At 63.5% G+C, this 16,965-nt stretch carries 20 protein-coding genes and 1 riboswitch; of the genes, 6 read left to right on the top strand and 14 right to left on the bottom strand.

The window, feature by feature from the left end; all coding sequences use genetic code 11:
- Positions 1-18: 18 nt before the first annotated feature.
- The 5 genes from dxs to OHD58_RS28245 all read right to left on the bottom strand — a co-directional run bounded on the left by dxs (position 19) and on the right by OHD58_RS28245 (position 4,523).
- Positions 19-1,932, bottom strand: a complete 1,914-nt coding sequence (gene dxs / locus OHD58_RS28225) for a 1-deoxy-D-xylulose-5-phosphate synthase (protein ID WP_263806988.1) — start codon at positions 1,930-1,932, stop codon at positions 19-21.
- Positions 1,933-2,035: 103 nt separating this feature from the next.
- Entirely contained in the window at positions 2,036-2,956 is a 921-nt protein-coding gene (locus OHD58_RS28230) for a pirin family protein (protein WP_263806940.1), read from the bottom strand.
- Between the two features lie 43 nt (positions 2,957-2,999).
- Positions 3,000-3,272, bottom strand: coding sequence for a DUF2277 domain-containing protein (locus OHD58_RS28235; protein ID WP_263806941.1), 273 nt, complete (start codon positions 3,270-3,272; stop codon positions 3,000-3,002).
- A gap of 69 nt (positions 3,273-3,341) precedes the next feature.
- Complete coding sequence (locus OHD58_RS28240) at positions 3,342-3,593, bottom strand: exodeoxyribonuclease VII small subunit (protein WP_263806942.1); 252 nt, start codon at positions 3,591-3,593, stop codon at positions 3,342-3,344.
- Between the two features lie 3 nt (positions 3,594-3,596).
- A complete protein-coding gene (locus OHD58_RS28245) occupies positions 3,597-4,523 on the bottom strand; it encodes a histone deacetylase family protein (RefSeq protein WP_263806943.1) in 927 nt (308 codons plus the stop codon).
- Between the two features lie 118 nt (positions 4,524-4,641).
- A riboswitch (cobalamin riboswitch) is annotated at positions 4,642-4,829 on the top strand.
- A 48-nt stretch (positions 4,830-4,877) separates the two neighbouring features.
- On the opposite strand from OHD58_RS28245, the gene bluB reads away from it, so the two are divergent.
- Positions 4,878-5,597: a 5,6-dimethylbenzimidazole synthase gene (gene bluB / locus OHD58_RS28250; RefSeq protein ID WP_263806944.1), complete on the top strand. Its 720-nt coding sequence runs from the start codon at positions 4,878-4,880 to the stop codon at positions 5,595-5,597.
- Positions 5,598-5,642: 45 nt separating this feature from the next.
- Here bluB and OHD58_RS28255 read toward each other — a convergent pair whose 3' ends face one another.
- On the bottom strand, positions 5,643-5,879 hold the full coding sequence (locus tag OHD58_RS28255; protein WP_263806945.1) for a hypothetical protein: 237 nt from the start codon (positions 5,877-5,879) through the stop codon (positions 5,643-5,645).
- Positions 5,880-5,998: 119 nt separating this feature from the next.
- Here OHD58_RS28255 and OHD58_RS28260 point away from each other — a divergent pair, with 119 nt between their 5' ends.
- The gene (locus OHD58_RS28260) at positions 5,999-7,249 is read left to right on the top strand and encodes a S41 family peptidase (protein WP_412177308.1); all 1,251 of its coding nucleotides are present in this window, start codon (positions 5,999-6,001) and stop codon (positions 7,247-7,249) included.
- 13 nt (positions 7,250-7,262) lie between these two features.
- Here the strand turns inward: OHD58_RS28260 and panC are convergent, their stop codons facing one another.
- Positions 7,263-8,117 carry a pantoate--beta-alanine ligase gene (gene panC, locus OHD58_RS28265; protein ID WP_263806947.1) on the bottom strand — a complete coding sequence of 285 codons (855 nt, stop codon included), beginning with the start codon at positions 8,115-8,117 and terminating at the stop codon, positions 7,263-7,265.
- Positions 8,114-8,959 (bottom strand): 3-methyl-2-oxobutanoate hydroxymethyltransferase, encoded by an 846-nt coding sequence (panB, locus tag OHD58_RS28270; protein WP_263806948.1) that lies wholly within the window; start codon positions 8,957-8,959, stop codon positions 8,114-8,116. Before panB ends, panC begins: the two co-directional genes overlap by 4 nt.
- A 148-nt stretch (positions 8,960-9,107) precedes the next feature.
- On the opposite strand from panB, the gene OHD58_RS28275 reads away from it, so the two are divergent.
- A complete protein-coding gene (locus tag OHD58_RS28275; protein WP_263806949.1) occupies positions 9,108-9,437 on the top strand; it encodes an antibiotic biosynthesis monooxygenase in 330 nt (109 codons plus the stop codon).
- An 8-nt stretch (positions 9,438-9,445) separates the two neighbouring features.
- Here the strand turns inward: OHD58_RS28275 and OHD58_RS28280 are convergent, their stop codons facing one another.
- Positions 9,446-10,054 (bottom strand): TetR/AcrR family transcriptional regulator, encoded by a 609-nt coding sequence (locus OHD58_RS28280; protein WP_263806950.1) that lies wholly within the window; start codon positions 10,052-10,054, stop codon positions 9,446-9,448.
- A gap of 142 nt (positions 10,055-10,196) precedes the next feature.
- Between OHD58_RS28280 and OHD58_RS28285 the strand changes: the two genes are divergently transcribed.
- Together OHD58_RS28285 and OHD58_RS28290 are read left to right on the top strand one after the other, a co-directional pair.
- A complete protein-coding gene (locus tag OHD58_RS28285; RefSeq protein ID WP_263806951.1) occupies positions 10,197-11,417 on the top strand; it encodes an MFS transporter in 1,221 nt (406 codons plus the stop codon).
- Between the two features lie 87 nt (positions 11,418-11,504).
- Complete coding sequence (locus OHD58_RS28290; RefSeq protein WP_263806952.1) at positions 11,505-12,386, top strand: NAD-dependent epimerase/dehydratase family protein; 882 nt, start codon at positions 11,505-11,507, stop codon at positions 12,384-12,386.
- A gap of 16 nt (positions 12,387-12,402) precedes the next feature.
- Here OHD58_RS28290 and ribB read toward each other — a convergent pair whose 3' ends face one another.
- The 3 genes from ribB to aroC form a co-directional block, all read right to left on the bottom strand.
- Positions 12,403-13,503 carry a 3,4-dihydroxy-2-butanone-4-phosphate synthase gene (gene ribB, locus OHD58_RS28295; RefSeq protein ID WP_263806953.1) on the bottom strand — a complete coding sequence of 367 codons (1,101 nt, stop codon included), beginning with the start codon at positions 13,501-13,503 and terminating at the stop codon, positions 12,403-12,405.
- Between the two features lie 8 nt (positions 13,504-13,511).
- Positions 13,512-13,850, bottom strand: coding sequence for a hemin receptor (locus OHD58_RS28300; protein WP_263806954.1), 339 nt, complete (start codon positions 13,848-13,850; stop codon positions 13,512-13,514).
- A gap of 87 nt (positions 13,851-13,937) precedes the next feature.
- Positions 13,938-15,038 carry a chorismate synthase gene (gene aroC, locus OHD58_RS28305; protein ID WP_263806955.1) on the bottom strand — a complete coding sequence of 367 codons (1,101 nt, stop codon included), beginning with the start codon at positions 15,036-15,038 and terminating at the stop codon, positions 13,938-13,940.
- Positions 15,039-15,216: 178 nt separating this feature from the next.
- On the opposite strand from aroC, the gene OHD58_RS28310 reads away from it, so the two are divergent.
- A complete protein-coding gene (locus OHD58_RS28310) occupies positions 15,217-15,468 on the top strand; it encodes a DUF1344 domain-containing protein (RefSeq protein ID WP_263806956.1) in 252 nt (83 codons plus the stop codon).
- Positions 15,469-15,483: 15 nt separating this feature from the next.
- On the opposite strand, the gene OHD58_RS28315 is transcribed toward OHD58_RS28310, so the two are convergent.
- Positions 15,484-16,071, bottom strand: a complete 588-nt coding sequence (locus OHD58_RS28315) for a histidine phosphatase family protein (RefSeq protein WP_263806957.1) — start codon at positions 16,069-16,071, stop codon at positions 15,484-15,486.
- 34 nt (positions 16,072-16,105) lie between these two features.
- Positions 16,106-16,924 carry an enoyl-ACP reductase FabI gene (fabI, locus tag OHD58_RS28320; protein WP_263806958.1) on the bottom strand — a complete coding sequence of 273 codons (819 nt, stop codon included), beginning with the start codon at positions 16,922-16,924 and terminating at the stop codon, positions 16,106-16,108.
- Between the last annotated feature and the right edge of the window lie 41 nt (positions 16,925-16,965).

Consider the following 16,965-nt stretch of genomic DNA (forward strand, 5'->3'; position numbering starts at 1 on the left):
GGTGGGGGTCTCGCGAAATTACGCCCTGACGGCCTGTGCCGAACTGCCGAGCGCGGCAAATACCGAGCGCACGATGCCGGCGGCGTCGAGCCCGGCATCGGCATACATCTTTTCGGGCTTGGCATGGTCGGTGAAGGCGTCCGGCAATACCAGCGGCCGCACCTTCAGGCCACTGTCGAGCAGGCCCTCCGTCGCCAGGAATTGCAGCACATGGCTGGCAAAACCGCCGACGGAGCCTTCCTCGACGGTGACCAGCACCTCATGCGACCGCGCCAGCCGGCGGATCAGGTCCTCGTCCAGCGGCTTGGCGAAGCGGGCATCGGCAACTGTCGCGGAAAGCCCGGCAGCATCGAGTTCCTCGGCCGCGATCAAGCAATCCTGCAGTCGCGTGCCGAAGGACAGGAGCGCGACCTTGGTGCCTTCCTTGACGATGCGGCCCTTGCCGATCTCGAGCACCGAGCCGCGTTCCGGCATCTCGACGCCGACGCCGTTGCCGCGCGGGTAGCGGAAGGCGATCGGGCCGTCGTCATAGGCGCTAGCGGTACGAACCATATGGCGGAGTTCGGCCTCGTCGGCCGCCGCCATCACTACGAAACCGGGCAGCGAGGCGAGGTAGGTGGTGTCGAAGGCCCCGCAATGGGTCGGCCCGTCTGCCCCGACGAAACCGGCGCGGTCGATCGGGAAACGCACCGGCAGCTTCTGGATCGCCACGTCGTGGACGACCTGGTCGTAGGCGCGCTGCAGGAAGGTCGAATAGATCGCGGCGAACGGCTTGTAGCCTTCGGTCGCCAGTCCCGCGGCGAAAGTCACCGCGTGTTGTTCGGCAATACCGACATCGAAGGTGCGTTCCGGAAACGCCTCGCCGAAGAAATCGAGCCCGGTACCCGAGGGCATCGCGGCGGTGATTGCCACGATCCTGTCGTCCTCGCGTGCTTCCTGGATCAGGCTGTCGGCGAAAACCTTGGTGTAGCTCGGTGCATTCGCCGGCGCCTTGGCCTGCGCACCGGTGATAACGTCGAACTTGTTGACGCCGTGGTACTTGTCGGCCGAAGCCTCGGCCGGGCCGTAACCCTTGCCTTTCTGCGTCACGACATGGATCAGCACCGGTCCGTCGATCGTGTCGCGCACATTCTTCAGCACCGGCAGCAGGTGCTCCAGATTGTGGCCGTCGATCGGGCCGACATAATAAAAGCCGAGTTCCTCGAACAGCGTGCCGCCGGTCCAGAAACCGCGCGCGAACTCTTCCGAACGGCGGGCCTTTTCCTCCAAGAATTTCGGCAGCCGCTTGGCCAGTTGCTTGGCCGTTTCGCGCAGCGAACGGTAGGTCTTGCCGGAAACCAGCCGAGCCAGATAGGCGCTCATGGCGCCGGCAGGCGGTGCGATCGACATGTCGTTGTCGTTGAGGATGACGATCAGCCGCGCATCGAGCGCGCCGGCATTGTTCATCGCCTCGTAGGCCATGCCGGCAGACATGGCACCGTCGCCGATCACCGCGATCACATTGTTCTTGCCGCCGGAAAGGTCGCGGGCGACCGCCATGCCGAGGCCGGCCGAAATCGATGTCGAGGAATGCGCCGCACCGAATGGGTCGTATTCGCTCTCGGCCCGCTTGGTGAAGCCGGAAAGGCCGTCTTCCTGGCGCAGCGTGCGCATGCGGTCGCGGCGCCCGGTCAAAATCTTGTGCGGATAGGCCTGGTGGCCGACATCCCAGATCAGCCGGTCGTCCGGCGTGTTGAACACGTGGTGTAGCGCGACCGTCAGTTCGATGACGCCCAGCCCGGCGCCGAGATGGCCGCCGGTATTCGAAACGATATCGATCAGATCGGCCCGCAGTTCACTGGCGAGCTGCGGCAGATCGCTCTCTGGCAGTTTGCGCAGGTCCGCCGGAATGTGGATCTTGTCCAGAAGCGGTGTTTTCGAAGGCTGATTCACAATAAAGAAGCCTGCTTGCTCGGCCAAATCCTTTCCGGGATAGAACCTCCCCTCCGGAAAGTAAATGTGCACTGGTGACGCGCCCCAATCGGCGCCAAAGGCGTCAATATTCGGGCAGTGGAATGAATTCCTCCTCGTCGCCCGGAACGATGTCGAAGCGGCCGGTCTTCCATTCCTCCTTGGCCTGTTCGATGCGTTCCTTCGACGAAGACACGAAATTCCACCAGATATACCGTTTGGAACCAAGCGAAGCACCTCCGAAGAGCATGAAATGGGCACCGTTTTCAGACGAGACGACGATTTCGTCACCGGGGCGGAACACCAGCAGCCGGTCTGGATGGAAGCGGTCGCCTGAAATCGTCACCGCGCCCTCGAGGATATAGATCGCGCGCTCCTCGGCATCGGCTGGAATCCGGACACGCGAGCCCGGCGCCAACGCGATATCGGCGTAAAGCGTGTCGCTGGCGGTGGTGACCGGCGAACGCACCCCATCGAACTGTCCGATCACGACGCGGCCCGAGACCCCATCCGCATCGAGCTTGGGTAGCGCCGAGTGACCGGTGTTCTCGAACACCGGCGCGACCTCTTCCTTGTCGTCGGGCAGAGCCAGCCAGGTCTGCAGCCCGGAAATCGACAGAGGGTTGCCGCGCAACTCCTCCGGCGAGCGCTCGGAATGCACGATGCCGCGGCCCGCTGTCATCAGGTTCACGTCGCCGGGCTCGATCACCATCTCGGTACCAAGCGAATCGCGGTGCCTGATCTTGCCGTCGAACAGATATGTCACCGTCGCCAGCCCGATATGCGGGTGCGGACGGACATCCAGCGCCTGGCCAGCCCGCAGGATCGCCGGTCCCATGCGATCGAAGAAGATGAACGGGCCGACAAGGCGCCGCTTCGCGGTCGGCAACGCGCGCCGTACCTCGAAGCCGCCGATGTCCTTCGCGTTGGCGATCACCATCAGCTCGATGGCATCGCAAGAAAAGGCGTCGCCGGGTTCGGGATCACGTGCGGGAAAGAAGCTCATGTCGCATCCTAAAGCGATATGAGCGCCTCTGTCATCAATTGCGTTAGGCGCTGGCGAACCGCAGCGCCGAACGCGCCTTGGCCTTGGCGGCTTCTTCCTCGCGGTTGCGCGGGTGCTGGTGCGTTTCCATCGAATGCAGCAGTTCGTGCGCCGTTTCGGCGATCTGGTCGACGGCGCGGTAGAAGGCTTCCTCGTTCTTTTTCGACGGCCTGGTCGTGCCGCTCAGCTTGCGGACAAACTGCAGCGCGGCGTCGCGGATTTCGTCATGCGTTGCCGGCGGATCGAAATTGAACAGTGTCTTGATGTTACGGCACATTGGCTGCTCCCGGGTTTCCGTTACCGTTTGCTGGCCTCTTAACTGGGCAGAAAGTGTCGCAAGGTCAAGTTATTCGCCGTCCAGCGGCTCCGTCGCGACAGGCTTGCCGTCGCGCGACAGCCTGATCTTCTCCACCTTGTCCTCCGCCGCCTTCAGCAGGCGGTCGCAATGCGCCTTCAGCGCCTCGCCGCGCTCGTAGATACGTATCGACTGGTCGAGCGGCACGTCGCCGCGCTCGAGATCATCGACGATCGCTTCCAGCGCGGCAAGCGCCTGCTCGAAGCTCATGGCCTTGATGTCCTCGTTCAATTCATCGGCCATCGCCTATCCTTTCATCAGTCTTTTGACGTGGGCACCGACCGAGAAAGCCAGGCCCTGCAGGTCGTAGCCGCCTTCCAGCAGGCTGACCACCCGGTTGTTCGAAAACTGCGTCGCGCGGCCCATCAATTGCCCCGTCGCCCAGTCGAAATCCTCTTCGGTCAGATTGATCTCGGCGAGCGGGTCGCGGTGATGCGCGTCGAAGCCGGCCGAAATGATGACCAGGTCGGGCCGGAAATTGTCGATCGCCGGCAGCACGCGCGACAGAAACGCGTCGCGGAAAGTGTCGCTGCCGGTCCGCGGTGCCAGCGGCGCGTTGACGATGTTGCCGGCGCCGGTCTCGTTCTTCGCACCGGTTCCGGGATAAAGCGGCATCTGGTGCGTCGAGCAGTAGAGCACCGACGGATCGTCCCAGAAAATGTCCTGCGTGCCGTTGCCGTGATGCACGTCCCAGTCGACGACCGCCACCCGCTCCGCGCCATGACGCCGTTGCGCATAACGCGCCGCGATGGCCGCGTTGTTGAACAGGCAGAAGCCCATCGCGGTTGTCTTTTCCGCGTGATGTCCCGGCGGACGCGAGGCGACGAAAACGTTGTCCGCTGCCCCCGAAAAAACGTCGTCGACGGCAGCGTTGGCGGCACCGATCGCCGTGAGCGCGGCTTCCCAGCTTTTCGGACTGACCGACGTATCCGCGTCGACGCTGACAATGCCTTCCTCGGGGATCGACCTGCGCACCTTTTCGACGAATTCCTCGGGATGCGCGTAGAGGATCGTCGCCTCGTCGCCCAGCGGCGCCTCGATGCGGTCGAGCTTCGCGAAAGCCTCGTCCTCGAGTACACGGGCAACGGCCCGCAAGCGGTCCGGCCGCTCGGGATGGCCGGGCGGCGTCAAATGTTCGAGATAGATCGGATGCGAATAGAGCCGTGTCGTCATTCCACCAGTCTAAACAGCTATGGCGGCTTAAGCCACGCCAGCCGGCCCGATGGCTGGGGAAATCGTCGTCCGGGAAGCCTGAGCGGTCGCATATGGAGTGGCTTTCGCCGCCGCAGGCCGTAGGGTGGCGTTGCTAGGTGCCCGCGGCAACGCGGGAGAATCGGGAACACGGTGAAAATCCGTGGCGTGCCCAACGCTGTAGGAGGGACTGCGCCGGCATACGTCACTGCTTCCTGGAGAAGCGGGAAGACGCCGGCCGCAGGACGATCTCGAGCCAGAAGACCGGCCCGGCAAGCCTTGTCATCCGCATGGTCAGGCGGCGTGACGCCATTCAGAATCGCAAGGGGACACGCGATGCCGGCCGTTCATGCCATTTCGGACAATTCCTTCGACACCACCGCGCGCGATGCCGTCTACCGCGCGATCTTCACGCGCCGCGACGTGCGCAGCCATTTTCGCCCCGAACCGCTCGACGACGCGGTACTCGCCCGGCTGCTGCTTGCCGCTCATCACGCGCCATCGGTCGGCTTCATGCAGCCGTGGAATTTCATCGTCATCCGCGACCGCGAGCGGCGCAGGAAGGTCCGCGATCTGTTTTTCGACGCGCGCCGGCAGGAGGCCGAGACCATCGCCGGCGACAGGCAGGCGCTCTACCGCAAGCTGAAGTTGGAAGGCATTCTTGAGAGCCCGCTCAATCTCTGCATCACCTGCGACCGCAGCCGCAGCCAAAACTCGCCGCTCGGGCGCTCGCACAATCCCGAGATGGACCTCTACAGCACTGTCTGCGCTGTACAGAATTTCTGGCTGGCGGCGCGCGCCGAAGGCATCGGCGTCGGCTGGGTCAGCATCCTGGACAGCGGCGCGCTGAAAAGCCTGCTCGGCATTCCCGACCATGTCGTACCGGTGGCTTATCTGTGTGTCGGCCGGGTTTCCGAATTTGCCCCCGTGCCCGATCTCGAAACGCATGGCTGGGGCCGGCGGCTGCCGCTGCCCGACCTCATCATGAGCGAGATTTTCGCCGGTGCCGGCGAGGAAAGCCTCAAATCGGCGGCACGGCATCCATCGCCACGGTAATGACAGTCCCGGCAAGCGGCCGGAGCACCGTCATGCGTAAGATTCCTAGATCGCCGCGCCGAACAGAAGCAGCACGGCGCCGAATGCCATCAAGGCCAGTCCCGGCCAGTTGCTGGCCAGCCCGAGGAAACGCAGGCCGCGATGCTGCGGTTCGAGCGTGCCGTCCCTCACATCGGCTGGCGCCTCTCTTGTACCGCTCAGCCGACCGCGGTCGAGCGCCGCCTTCGCTAGGAAGATCACACCGGCGATGACCAGAAAGGCGCCCAGCCAGATGACCAGCATTTCCTGCCTCCCATCACATTTGCGGCATTCGCCGCATTTCCGGCCATCTAGGGCAGGCGCCGCCATTTTCCAGCCTTCGGCGGCCTCCTATTGTTAGCAAATGCTAGGAGGCGCTTATGCTGAAATCGGTCCGGCCCGGAATTGCGGCGATCCTGCTTCTCGTCGGCGGCACGTTCGGTGCCCAGGCGGCCGAGCCGCCGAAATCCGGAAACCGGGTGTTCGACCGTGCCGTCGAACTGGTCTACAAAAATTTCCACGACGCTTCGGCGCTCGACCGTTTCGGTGAAGCGGTGCGGCGCGAGGTCCAGGACCCGAAGGCGCCGGTGTCGGCCACAAGCCAGGCTGCCCGCGTCGACGCGGCGATCGGTGCCGTTCTCGCCAGCCTGCAGGCCTCCCATACCGGGCATTTCCGACCCGATACGATCGACTATTTCGAACTGGCGGATGTGTTCCGTTTCGCTATCCGCGACGATCTGCGGCGGCTGTTCCCGCCGGATGGTGACGTGCGTTATCCCGGCATCGGCATGGTGGCGCGGCAAGGCAACGGGCTGTGGTTCGTCACCGACGTCTACGACGGATCTCCCGCCTCCCGTGCCGGCATCCTCACCGGCGACGAGGTCCTTTCCGTCGACGGCGCACCCTATCACCAGATCACCTCCTTCCGCGACAAGGCCGGCAAACAGGTCGAGGTGAAGCTGCGCCGGCGGCCTGACGCGGAGCCGATGACGGTCAAGGTCCAGGTGGAATCGCTGCGGCCGCTGCCGATGTTCGAAAAGGCGATCGCCGACAGCGCCGCGGTCGTCGAGCACGACGGCCGCAAGATCGGTTACATCCGTCTGTGGACGCTGGCAGCCCGCAATTCGATGGGCGCCGTTGCCGAAGCGCTGGCCGAGGGCAAGCTGAAGGACGCGGACGGGCTGGTGCTCGACTTGCGCGGCCGCTGGGGCGGCGGCAGTTCGGATGCCGCCGAGATGTTCGTCGGCGATACGCCGCCGTTCCGACTGATCGACCGCGACGGCGAGGCGATGCTCGCCAATGTCCGCTGGAACAAGCCGGTGGTGGCGATCATCGACGAAGGCTCGCGCAGCGGCCTGGAGGTCTTCGCCTATGCGCTCAAGGTCAATGACATTCCGCTGGTCGGCACGCGCACCGCCGGTGCTTTGCTTGCCGGCCGCGCCTATCTGCTGCCCGACGACAGCCTGCTGGAGATCGCGGTCTCCGACGCGGTGATCGGCGACGACATCCGCCTCGAAGGCAGCGGTGTGCAGCCCGACGTCCCGGTGCCGTTCAGCCTGCCTTACGCCGCCGGCGCCGACCCGCAGCGCGAAGCGGCCATCGAGGAGATGCGACGGATCCTGGAGCGGGGATGAACCGCCGGATTTGCTAGATTTCCGGCGCCACCTCGACATTGTCGATCAGCCGGACGTCGCCAAGCCAGGCTGCGGCGAGGAGGCGCGCCTTGCGGTCGGCTCGCGGCAGCAGCGTCAGATTGTCGTCTGCCCTGAGTTCGAGATATTCGACGGAACGGTAGCCGACATCGATGATGGCTGCCTTGGCTTCCTCGATGACAGGCGCCGCGTCGGCACCTCCGGCGAGCTTGCGCGCGGCTCCGAAAAGGGTGGCCGCGAGTTTCGGCGCGGCCGCCCGGTCGGCGGGCGATAGCCGGACATTTCGCGACGACAGCGCCAACCCGTCCGGCTCGCGCACGGTCGGGCAACCTATGATCCGGATCGGAATATCCAGATCCTTCGCCATGCGCCGAACCACATGCAGTTGCTGGAAATCCTTCTCGCCGAAAAACGCGACATCGGCGCCAGTCTGCAGGAACAACTTGGAGACGACGGTCGCGACACCGTCGAAATGGCCAGGCCGGCCAGCCCCGCACAATCCCTCGCTGACGCCGCTCACCGAAACGGTGGTCGCAAAGCCGTCGGGATAGATCTCTTCCGCGTTCGGAACATAGAGCAGGTGCGCGCCGGTTGGCGCCAGCTTGGCGGCATCCTCGTTTTCGGTGCGCGGGTAAGCGGCAAGGTCGGCCGCATTGTTGAACTGCTTAGGGTTGACGAAGAGCGTGACGATCACCCGGCCGCTGTGCGCCAGCGCAGCCTCGACAAGGCTCAGATGCCCCTGATGCAACGCCCCCATGGTAGGCACGACGCCGACTTTCGCTCCTTCGCGGCGCCAGCCGGCAACGATAGACCGCAGTTCCGCTAACGTGCGGACGATCGGCACGCTCATGCCGCGGTGCCACCCTTGACGGCCTTCGGCACATCGCCGAACACATGATCCGGTCCCGGGAAACGCCGCTCGCGCACGTCGTCGGCGTAGGCCGCGATCGCGGCATCCATCCGGTCGCCGAGTTCGGCGTAACGTTTGACGAATTTCGGCCGGAATGCGGAAAACATGCCGAGCATATCGTCAACCACCAGGATCTGGCCATCGCAAGCAGCGGACGCACCGATGCCAATGGTCGGAATGCCGATCTTCTTCGCGATCCGGCGTGCGAGCGGCTCCGCGACCTTTTCCAGCACCACGGAAAAGGCGCCGGCCTCCGCAACGGCGACCGCGTCCTGCAGGATGCGATCGGCGTCATGGCCCCGCCCCTGCACCTTGTAGCCGCCGAAGACATTGACCGACTGCGGCGTCAACCCGACATGGGCCATCGCCGGAATGCCGCGGCCGGTGAGGAAGCGGATTGTCTCGGCCATGGTTTTGCCGCCTTCGAGCTTGACCGCGGCGCAGCCGGTTTCTGCCATGATCCTTGCTGCATTGCGGAAGGCCTGCTCCGGCCCTTCCTCGTAGGATCCGAACGGCATGTCGACAACAATCAGCGCCCGCTCGACGCCGCGGCGGACGGCCTTGCCATGGAGGATCATCATGTCGAGCGTCACGCCGAGCGTGGACGGCAGGCCATGCAGCACCATGCCGACGCTGTCGCCGACCAGCACCACGTCGCAATGGCGGTCGACAAGACGCGCCATCGGCGTCGTATACGCTGTCAGGCAGACGATCGGCGTGCCGTTCTTTCGCCCGACGATGTCAGGCGGGGTCAGCGTCCTGATCTCGGTGGACGCGCTCATCTTGCTTCTCCCTCAACGCGTTCGGGGAACCTTTGCATGATTTTTGTGCAGTGCGAAAGAAAAATGAGCGGGCTTGACCTCAACTGCACTTGAACTCGTAGCGTCTGTCAAACCGCAGACAGAGTAAGGGCCTTGAGGGGATCAACGCATGACCGAAAGCCAGCGCGACTCATCATCCGTCTACCGAATCAACAAGTTCGAGGTGCAGGCCTCGGGACGGGACGAATTCGTCGATCTGCTTGAAAGCACGCATGCCGTCATCCGAGTTCAGCAGGGTTTCGTCCGCGACGTCATCGTGGAGCGGAAGTCCGATGCCGATCAAGTCAGCTTCGTTGCGCTCATCGAACTTGCGGAAGCCGGAGCGATCGAGCGCGTTCGACTGGCGATCGCCCAGCATGACACGGCGGTCGGGCTGGATCGGCAGAAGGTTGCGTCCCGGCTCGGCATAAAGTTCGCAAGCTGGGTTCTGGCGGCTTGATCCACGACCTATTGTCCGCCCCGCTCCCTCAGAAGCCCTTCGAGCAACACGGTGAACGCTTTCACCGCCCGTTTCGAGGTCGCCTCGGGATCATCGGAATTCGCGATCCACAGCGCCGCGTGGAGCGACGCGCCGCTGATCAGCCGCGCCGCGGCCTCCGGATCGATGCTGGAGATCAGTCCCTCTTTCTGGAGCTTTTCCAGACTGCCCGTCATCGCGCGAATGCAGGCATTCTGCGTCGGCCACGACCATGGATCGCCGAGCACGGACGGCCCGTCCCGATGCACGATGCGCTGAATTTCCGGCTCGACCGCCATCTCGATATAGGCGACGCACTCGTCGACGAATCCCTGCCAGTGATTCTCAGCTCTGGCGGACACCACAGTCAGCCGTTGCGACATCTCAGCGTCTATTTCGGCAATCACGGCCTGGAGCAATCCCTTCTTGTCGCCGAAATGGTGATAGAGCGCGCCGCGCGTCAGCCCCGCGGCGGCGGTGAAATCGTCCATCGAGGCATCCGCATAGCCGACGGTGCCAAAGGCCTGGCGTGCCGAGGCGACAAGCTTGGCCCGGGTTTCCATGATCATTTCGCTACGCGGCTTATGCGCCGTTTTCATCATTCATCCTTTTTTTCATACGCGACGTATATTTTTTCGCATACGCCGCGTATACTAATTGACATACGCCTCGTATGCAACTATTTCGATTGCATACGCCACGTATGTAAGTGGCGCTCCTCGCAAAATCCAGGAGTGCGTTATGCCTAATCCCTATCGTGAAATCTTCAAGGCGCCAGGAGCCAAGGGCTTCGCCTCCGCGGGATTCGTCGCCCGCATGCCGATGGCCATGGCGCCGATCGGCATCGTCGCCATGCTGTCACAGACGCACGGTGAATATTGGCTGGCCGGCGCGGTTTCCGCGACTTACGCGCTGACCAACGCGCTTGTAGCGCCGCAGGTCTCGCGGTTGATCGACCGGGTCGGGCAGAGCCTCGTCGTGGTGCCGACGACGATTGTTTCGGTCGTCGCCTTCATCGCTCTTTTGGCCGCCACCCATTGGAATTGGCCTGTGTGGACGCTGTTCCTGTCGGCGCTGCTTGCGGCGGCGATGCCGAGCATCCCGGCGATGGTGCGGGCGCGCTGGACCGAAATATTTCGTGACCGGCCCGAGCTCAACACCGCCTTCGCCTTCGAATCGGCGGCGGACGAACTCGTCTACATCGCCGGAGCGTCGGTTTCGGTAGGCCTCAGCGTCGCGCTATTTCCCGAAGCCGGAATACTGGCAAGCACGTTGTTCCTCGCGGTAGGGTCGGCCGCCTTCATCCTGCAGCGTTCGACGGAGCCGGCAATCAGGCCAGTAGCGCATGGGACGCGTGGCTCTGCCATCATGCTGCGCCCGGTCCAGATCATTACCTTCGCCTTGATCTTCATCGGTGCGATCTTCGCGACGGCGGAGGTGAGCGCGGTGGCGATCACCAAGGAACTCGGCCAGCCCAACGCGGCAAGCCTCGTCATCGGTGTCTATGCCGTCGGCTCGTTCGTCGTCGGCCTGATCGTCGGCGCGCTGAACCTGACCATGCCGCTGCAGCGCCAGTTGGCCATCGCTGTCGCCATCATCGCGCTCACCTCGGTTCCGCTGCTGTTTGCCGATACGGTTCCGCTGCTGGCGCTTGCCGTCTTCGTCAGCGGCGTGGCCATCTCGCCAACCTTCATCACCGCCTTCGGCCTGATCGAGCGCCGGGTGCCCGAATCGATGCTGACCGAGGGCGTCACCTGGGTGATGACCGGTATCGGTATCGGCATGGCCCTGGGCGCGTTCGTTTCGGGATGGGTGATCGACAATTTCGGCGCCCGCAACGGCTTCTGGGTGTCGGTGGCCGCTGGAACGATCTCGCTGCTGACCGTGTTGATCGGCCAGAAGACACTCGCCGGGCAGAGGGACAGGTCGCCATCCGGGGCGTTGCCGCAGCCGGCCGAGTGAAGCTGCGAACCGGTTGAGACAGTCGCAACATTCACTGGGTCACGCATCGTGCGTGGCCCAGTTCGATTGCAGATCAGGAGGATCGCCTTGCGGGTTCTGGTGTTGGGTGGGACGGGATCGATCGGCTCGGCGGTGCTCTCCGAATTTTTGGCCGCAGGGCATGACGTGCTGGCACTGGCGCGCTCGGAGCGTTCCGCCACCTTGATGGAGGCGCGCGGCGCGAAAATCCTTCGCGGCGACATACGCAATCCGGCCGGCTGGGTGTTGTCGGTGCCTGAGATCGATGCCGTGATCCACGCGGCAACGGACTTTTCCAACCAGATGGACGCCATCGACCGTCGGCTGCTCGATGCACTCCTGCCGATGCTCGGCGCGATGCCCCGTCGCGTGCGCCTCGTCTACACCGGCGGTTGCTGGCTCTACGGTGAGACCGGGGCGCGCATCGCCACGGAAACCACACCGTTCGACCCCCTGCCCGCCTTCGAATGGTCGGTGCCGACCATCGGGCGCGTACTCGCAGCGCCGGAAATCGATGCGCTGATCATTCATCCCGCCATGGTCTATACCCACGATGGCGGTGTCTTTTCCTCGTTCGTCGAGGACGCCCGTACCGGCGGCCCAATCACGATCGTTGGCGGCGAGCATGTCCACTGGCCGCTCGTGCATGCCGACGATCTGGCGGTGCTCTACCGGCTGGCACTGGAACGTGGTGTAGCCGGCGCCAGTTACAACGGCGCTGCCGTCGCCGGTCTGCTGGTCGGCTCGATCGTGCGTTCCATCGCGCGCCGCTTCGGCCTGGCGGCGCCAGAGTTACGGACGGTCCGCGCCAACACCATCGCCGCCGAAAAAGGCGAATGGGCACGCGGCTACGCGCTCGACCAGCGGATGAGCGGCGACAAGGCAAGGCGTGAACTCGGCTGGCGGCCGGCGCATGGCGATCCGCTGCGCGAACTCGCCGAACCGGGCTGAATTCCCCGGGTTAAGCCTACAGTATTTCGGTCTTGGCGATCCTGATACCGAAACCCTCGAGGCCGACATAGTGGCGCTCGCGCGAGGCGATGAGGTTGATCGACGATATGCCGAGATCTTTCAGGATCTGCGCGCCGAGGCCGATTTCGCGCCACTCGCTTTCGCGCCGCCTGGCCTCCTCGTGATCCTCGCGGTCGCCCGCAGCCGGACGGTTGCGACCCTGATGGGCAACACCCACGGAGCCCTCACGCAGATAGACGATGACGCCGCGCTTGCGCTCGCCCATCGACTTCATGATGTCGTGCAGCTGGTATTCGGTGCCGAATACATCGGTCACGACGTCTTCCGAATGCAGGCGGACCGGAATTTCCTCGCCGTCGCGGATGTCGCCGAAGACGATGGCGAGATGGTGCATGACGTCCCACGGCAGCGTGTAGGTGTATGCCCTGGCCTTGCCGCCCGGCGTCTCCATGTCGAAACACTCGACGCGCTCGATCAACGTCTCCTGGCGCTGGCGGTAAGCGATGAGGTCGGCGACCGAGACCTGCTTGAGCCCATTCTTTTCGGCAAAGGACGTCACCTGCGGGCCGCGCATCACCGAGCCGTCGTCGTTGACGAGTTCGCAGATCACGCCGATCGGCGGCAGGCCAGCGAGCTTGCAGAGATCGACGGCGGCTTCCGTATGGCCGGACCGCATCAGGACACCACCCTCGCGCGCCACCAGCGGAAAGATATGGCCCGGACGGACGAAATCCGCCGCGCCGACATTGCCGTTGGCAAGGTTGCGCACGGTCAGCGTGCGGTCGTCGGCGGAAATGCCGGTCGTGGTGCCGTGCTTGAAATCGACGCTGACGGTGAATGCGGTACCATGCGGGGCATCGTTGTCGGCCACCATCGGCGCCAGGTTGAGGCGCCGCGCCTCTTCGCGCGGCATCGGCGCGCAGACGATGCCGGAGGTGTGGCGGACGATAAACGCCATTTTCTCCGGCGTGCAGTGGACGGCGGCAACGATCAGGTCGCCCTCGTTCTCGCGCCCGTCATCGTCCATGACGACGACGATCTCGCCATTCTCGAAGGCGCGCAGGGCTTCGACTATTTTTTTTTGGTCATATGCCATGTTCGAGCTCAGCCTCGGCCAGATACATCAGAGAAAAGGGTGGTCGATCGAGCAACAAAAGCCTCCACCGACTCTTTCGGATAGCCGAGAAGCATGCCTTCAAGCCTTGCAAGGTCCGCCGTCGTAAACACGCTGTGAGCCGTGCCTTCGCGGCACATACGCGCAATGAACTGACCCAACCTGGCGCGCCATTCTTCCGTGGGAAGACAGTAGCGGTAGGTTTCGATAGAAGTCTCGGGATCGAAGTCCACGAACTTCAGTATTCGCCCCTGGGATACATACTCCTCGAAACCCGCATCGCCGACGTCCTCAGCATTCATTCCAGGTTCTAGCCAGAAAAGCGCCATCGGCTTAGCCCCACTCAGCATAAGCTCAAGTTCTCTTTCGCTGTGTGGTCCAATGTGGAGAGATGACTCAATCTGCATGGTATTGCCTTAGACGCGTCCCGTCTGTCCTCGATGGCGCAGATAGTGGTCGGCAATGGCACAGGCAACCATCGCCTCGCCGATCGGCACCGCGCGGATACCGACGCACGGGTCATGGCGTCCCTTGGTCATGACGTCGACATTGTTGCCGTCGACGTCGATCGACTGGCGCGGCGTCAGGATCGACGAGGTCGGCTTGACGGCGAAGCGCGCGACGATCGCCTGGCCGGTCGAGATGCCGCCGAGAATGCCGCCGGCGTTGTTGGACAGGAAGATCGGCTTGTCGTCGTTGCCCATGCGCATCTCGTCGGCGTTCTGCTCGCCGGTGATCCTCGCCGCCTCGAAGCCGTTGCCGATCTCGACGCCCTTGACGGCATTGATCGACATCAGGTTCGAAGCGATATCCTGGTCGAGCTTGGCGTAGATCGGCGCGCCAAGGCCGGCCGGCACACCTTCGGCGACGATCTCGATCACCGCGCCGACCGAGGAGCCCGCCTTGCGGATGCCGTCGAGGTAATCCGCAAACACCGGTACCGACGCGCGATCCGGCGTGAAGAACGGGTTTTCGGCATCGCCGATAAAATTCCAGTCCCAGTTGGCGCGGTCTATCTGCTTTTCGCCCATCGAGATCAGCGCACCGCGCACCGTCATCTCCGGCAACAGCTTGCGCGCCAGCGCACCGGCGGCAACGCGGGCCGCGGTTTCGCGGGCCGATGAACGGCCGCCGCCGCGATGATCGCGGATGCCGTATTTCATGTGGTAGGTGTAGTCGGCATGGCCGGGACGGTACTGCCTGGCGATCTCGCCATAGTCCTTGGAACGCTGGTCGACGTTCTCGATCATCATCGAGATCGGCGTGCCGGTCGAGATCATGGTCGTGCCGTCGCCGTCCAGCACGAAGCCCGAGAGCACCTTCACCTCGTCGGGTTCGCGGCGCTGTGTCACAAAACGTGACTGGCCGGGGCGGCGCTTGTCCAGTTCGGCCTGAATTTCGCCCTGTGTGAAGCGTATTCTCGGCGGACAGCCATCAATGACGCAGCCCAGCGCTGCGCCATGGCTTTCACCCCAGGTGGTGACGCGGAACAGATGTCCGAACGTGTTGTGCGACATTATCGTTTTGTCCCGATCCGGGCGGCAGCCGGATGCTCCGCTGCCTTCTATTGGCGTTTTCTGTGGGGGTCAAACCGTCCGTGAGGGTTTTAGTTTTGACATATTCGGGTTGTTTCTGTTCTCTTCACCCGCCCGTCCAACGTGCCCCCCGCCAAGCGAGCGAAAAAGGAAAAGACGAATGAATCGTAGACTGATTGGCGCTGCCGCCGCCTTGCTGATGATTTCCGGTGCCGCCATAGCTGCCGAGGCCGAGGGCCAGATCCAGTCGATCGACACCGAGGCGCTGACGATAACCCTCAACGACGGAAAATCCTACAAATTGCCCGGCGAATTCGACACCACGGCCCTCAAGGAAGGCATGGACGTAATTCTCGCCTATGACGAGGTTGGTGGTGAGAACCTGATCACCGATATGGAACTGTCGCAATAGAGGGCGAAAGCCCGTTCACAGCCACTCCAGGACATCATCCTTCAACCTGAGCACGCGATCCTGCGGCACATGCAGGTTCGCGGATTCGCGTTCCGGCAGCTTGGCGATGGTCCGGAACAGCACCCGCAGGATGCCGCCATGGGTGACGCACACTGTTGGCTGCGTCAGGCCGTCGAGCCACGGCAACACCCGCAGCTTCAGCATCTCGTAGCTCTCGCCGGCTGAGCCCGGCGGCTGGAAATTCCACTTGTTGCGGCGGCGCGCCTTCGTCGAGCCGGGCGCCAGCGCCTCGACCTCGGCATAGGTCGAACCCTGCCAGTCGCCGAAATGCACTTCGATCAGCCGCGCATCGGTTTGGTAGTCCATGGGATCGAGGCCCATGGCGGTGCGCACCCGTTCCATCGTTTCGCGGGTGCGCCGCATGGGGCTGGCGACAAAATCGAAACCTTCGGCCTTGCCGAGCAGGCCAGCCAGAAACCGGCCGTTTTGGTCGGCCTGACGGCGGCCCAGCGCATTGATGTCGGTGTCGGCCTGACCCTGCAGCCGGCCCTCGGCATTCCAGTCGGTCTCGCCATGGCGCAGGAAATAGACGAGCGGATACATGGCAGCCGATCTGTGCGGGGTGAAGGCCGGACTGTCAGTCCTTGACCGTTGAGATATCCGGGGCGTCGACCGCTTTCATGCCGACGACGTGGTAGCCCGAATCGACATGATGCACTTCGCCGGTGACACCCCGCGACAGGTGCGACAGCAGATAGAGCGCCGAATCGCCGACCTCCTCGACCGTCACCGTGCGCTTCAGCGGCGAGTTGTATTCGTTCCAGCGCAGGATGTAGCGGAAATCGCCGATACCGGAGGCGGCCAGCGTCTTGATCGGACCGGCTGAAATCGCGTTGACGCGGATGTTGCTGGCACCGAGATCGACGGCAAGGTAACGGACGCTCGCTTCGAGTGCCGCCTTGGCGACGCCCATGACGTTGTAATGCGGCATGACCTTTTCGGCGCCGTAATAGGTCAGCGTCAAAAGCGAACCGCCATCCGCCATCAGCTTTTCGGCGCGCTTGGCGACGGTGGTGAAGGAATAGACGGAAATGTCCATGGTGCGCAGGAAATTGTCGCGCGTCGTTTCGACATAACGGCCGTCGAGTTCCTCCTTGTCTGAGAAGGCGATCGCATGGACGAGGAAATCGAGCTTGCCGAACTTCTTTTCGACATTGTCGAAAACGGCGTCCAGCGTTTCGCTCTCGGTCACGTCGCAATGACCGGCGACGTAGGCGCGAAGCTCGGCCGCCAGCGGCTCGACACGCTTCTTGAACGCTTCGCCCTGATAGGTCAGCGCCAGTTCGGCGCCCTGGTCGGCACACGCCTTCGCGATGCCCCAGGCGATCGACCGGTTGTTGGCGACGCCCAGGATAAGGCCGCGCTTCCCGGCCATCAGGCCATTTCCACCTGCCATATGACGTTTCTCCGCAGAAAATTTGCTTGGGCAGCCTATCG

The sequence above is a fragment of the Mesorhizobium sp. ZC-5 genome (genome assembly GCF_025753855.1).
Lineage (GTDB): Bacteria > Pseudomonadota > Alphaproteobacteria > Rhizobiales > Rhizobiaceae > Neomesorhizobium.

Bases quoted from the DNA above. Each gene is read 5' to 3' on its own strand.
- OHD58_RS28280 (WP_263806950.1), bottom strand. From the start codon at position 10,054: ATGAAAACGGCGCATAAGCCGCGTAGCGAAATGATCATGGAAACCCGG.
- fabI (WP_263806958.1), bottom strand. From the start codon at position 16,924: ATGGCAGGTGGAAATGGCCTGATGGCCGGGAAGCGCGGCCTTATCCTG.
- panB (WP_263806948.1), bottom strand. From the start codon at position 8,959: ATGAGCGCGTCCACCGAGATCAGGACGCTGACCCCGCCTGACATCGTC.
- OHD58_RS28310 (WP_263806956.1), top strand. From the start codon at position 15,217: ATGAATCGTAGACTGATTGGCGCTGCCGCCGCCTTGCTGATGATTTCC.
- OHD58_RS28240 (WP_263806942.1), bottom strand. From the start codon at position 3,593: ATGGCCGATGAATTGAACGAGGACATCAAGGCCATGAGCTTCGAGCAG.
- panC (WP_263806947.1), bottom strand. From the start codon at position 8,117: ATGAGCGTGCCGATCGTCCGCACGTTAGCGGAACTGCGGTCTATCGTT.
- OHD58_RS28300 (WP_263806954.1), bottom strand. From the start codon at position 13,850: ATGGCGCTTTTCTGGCTAGAACCTGGAATGAATGCTGAGGACGTCGGC.
- OHD58_RS28315 (WP_263806957.1), bottom strand. From the start codon at position 16,071: ATGTATCCGCTCGTCTATTTCCTGCGCCATGGCGAGACCGACTGGAAT.
- OHD58_RS28255 (WP_263806945.1), bottom strand. From the start codon at position 5,879: ATGCTGGTCATCTGGCTGGGCGCCTTTCTGGTCATCGCCGGTGTGATC.
- OHD58_RS28230 (WP_263806940.1), bottom strand. From the start codon at position 2,956: ATGAGCTTCTTTCCCGCACGTGATCCCGAACCCGGCGACGCCTTTTCT.
- OHD58_RS28275 (WP_263806949.1), top strand. From the start codon at position 9,108: ATGACCGAAAGCCAGCGCGACTCATCATCCGTCTACCGAATCAACAAG.
- OHD58_RS28245 (WP_263806943.1), bottom strand. From the start codon at position 4,523: ATGACGACACGGCTCTATTCGCATCCGATCTATCTCGAACATTTGACG.
- ribB (WP_263806953.1), bottom strand. From the start codon at position 13,503: ATGGCATATGACCAAAAAAAAATAGTCGAAGCCCTGCGCGCCTTCGAG.
- OHD58_RS28285 (WP_263806951.1), top strand. From the start codon at position 10,197: ATGCCTAATCCCTATCGTGAAATCTTCAAGGCGCCAGGAGCCAAGGGC.
- aroC (WP_263806955.1), bottom strand. From the start codon at position 15,038: ATGTCGCACAACACGTTCGGACATCTGTTCCGCGTCACCACCTGGGGT.
- OHD58_RS28235 (WP_263806941.1), bottom strand. From the start codon at position 3,272: ATGTGCCGTAACATCAAGACACTGTTCAATTTCGATCCGCCGGCAACG.
- bluB (WP_263806944.1), top strand. From the start codon at position 4,878: ATGCCGGCCGTTCATGCCATTTCGGACAATTCCTTCGACACCACCGCG.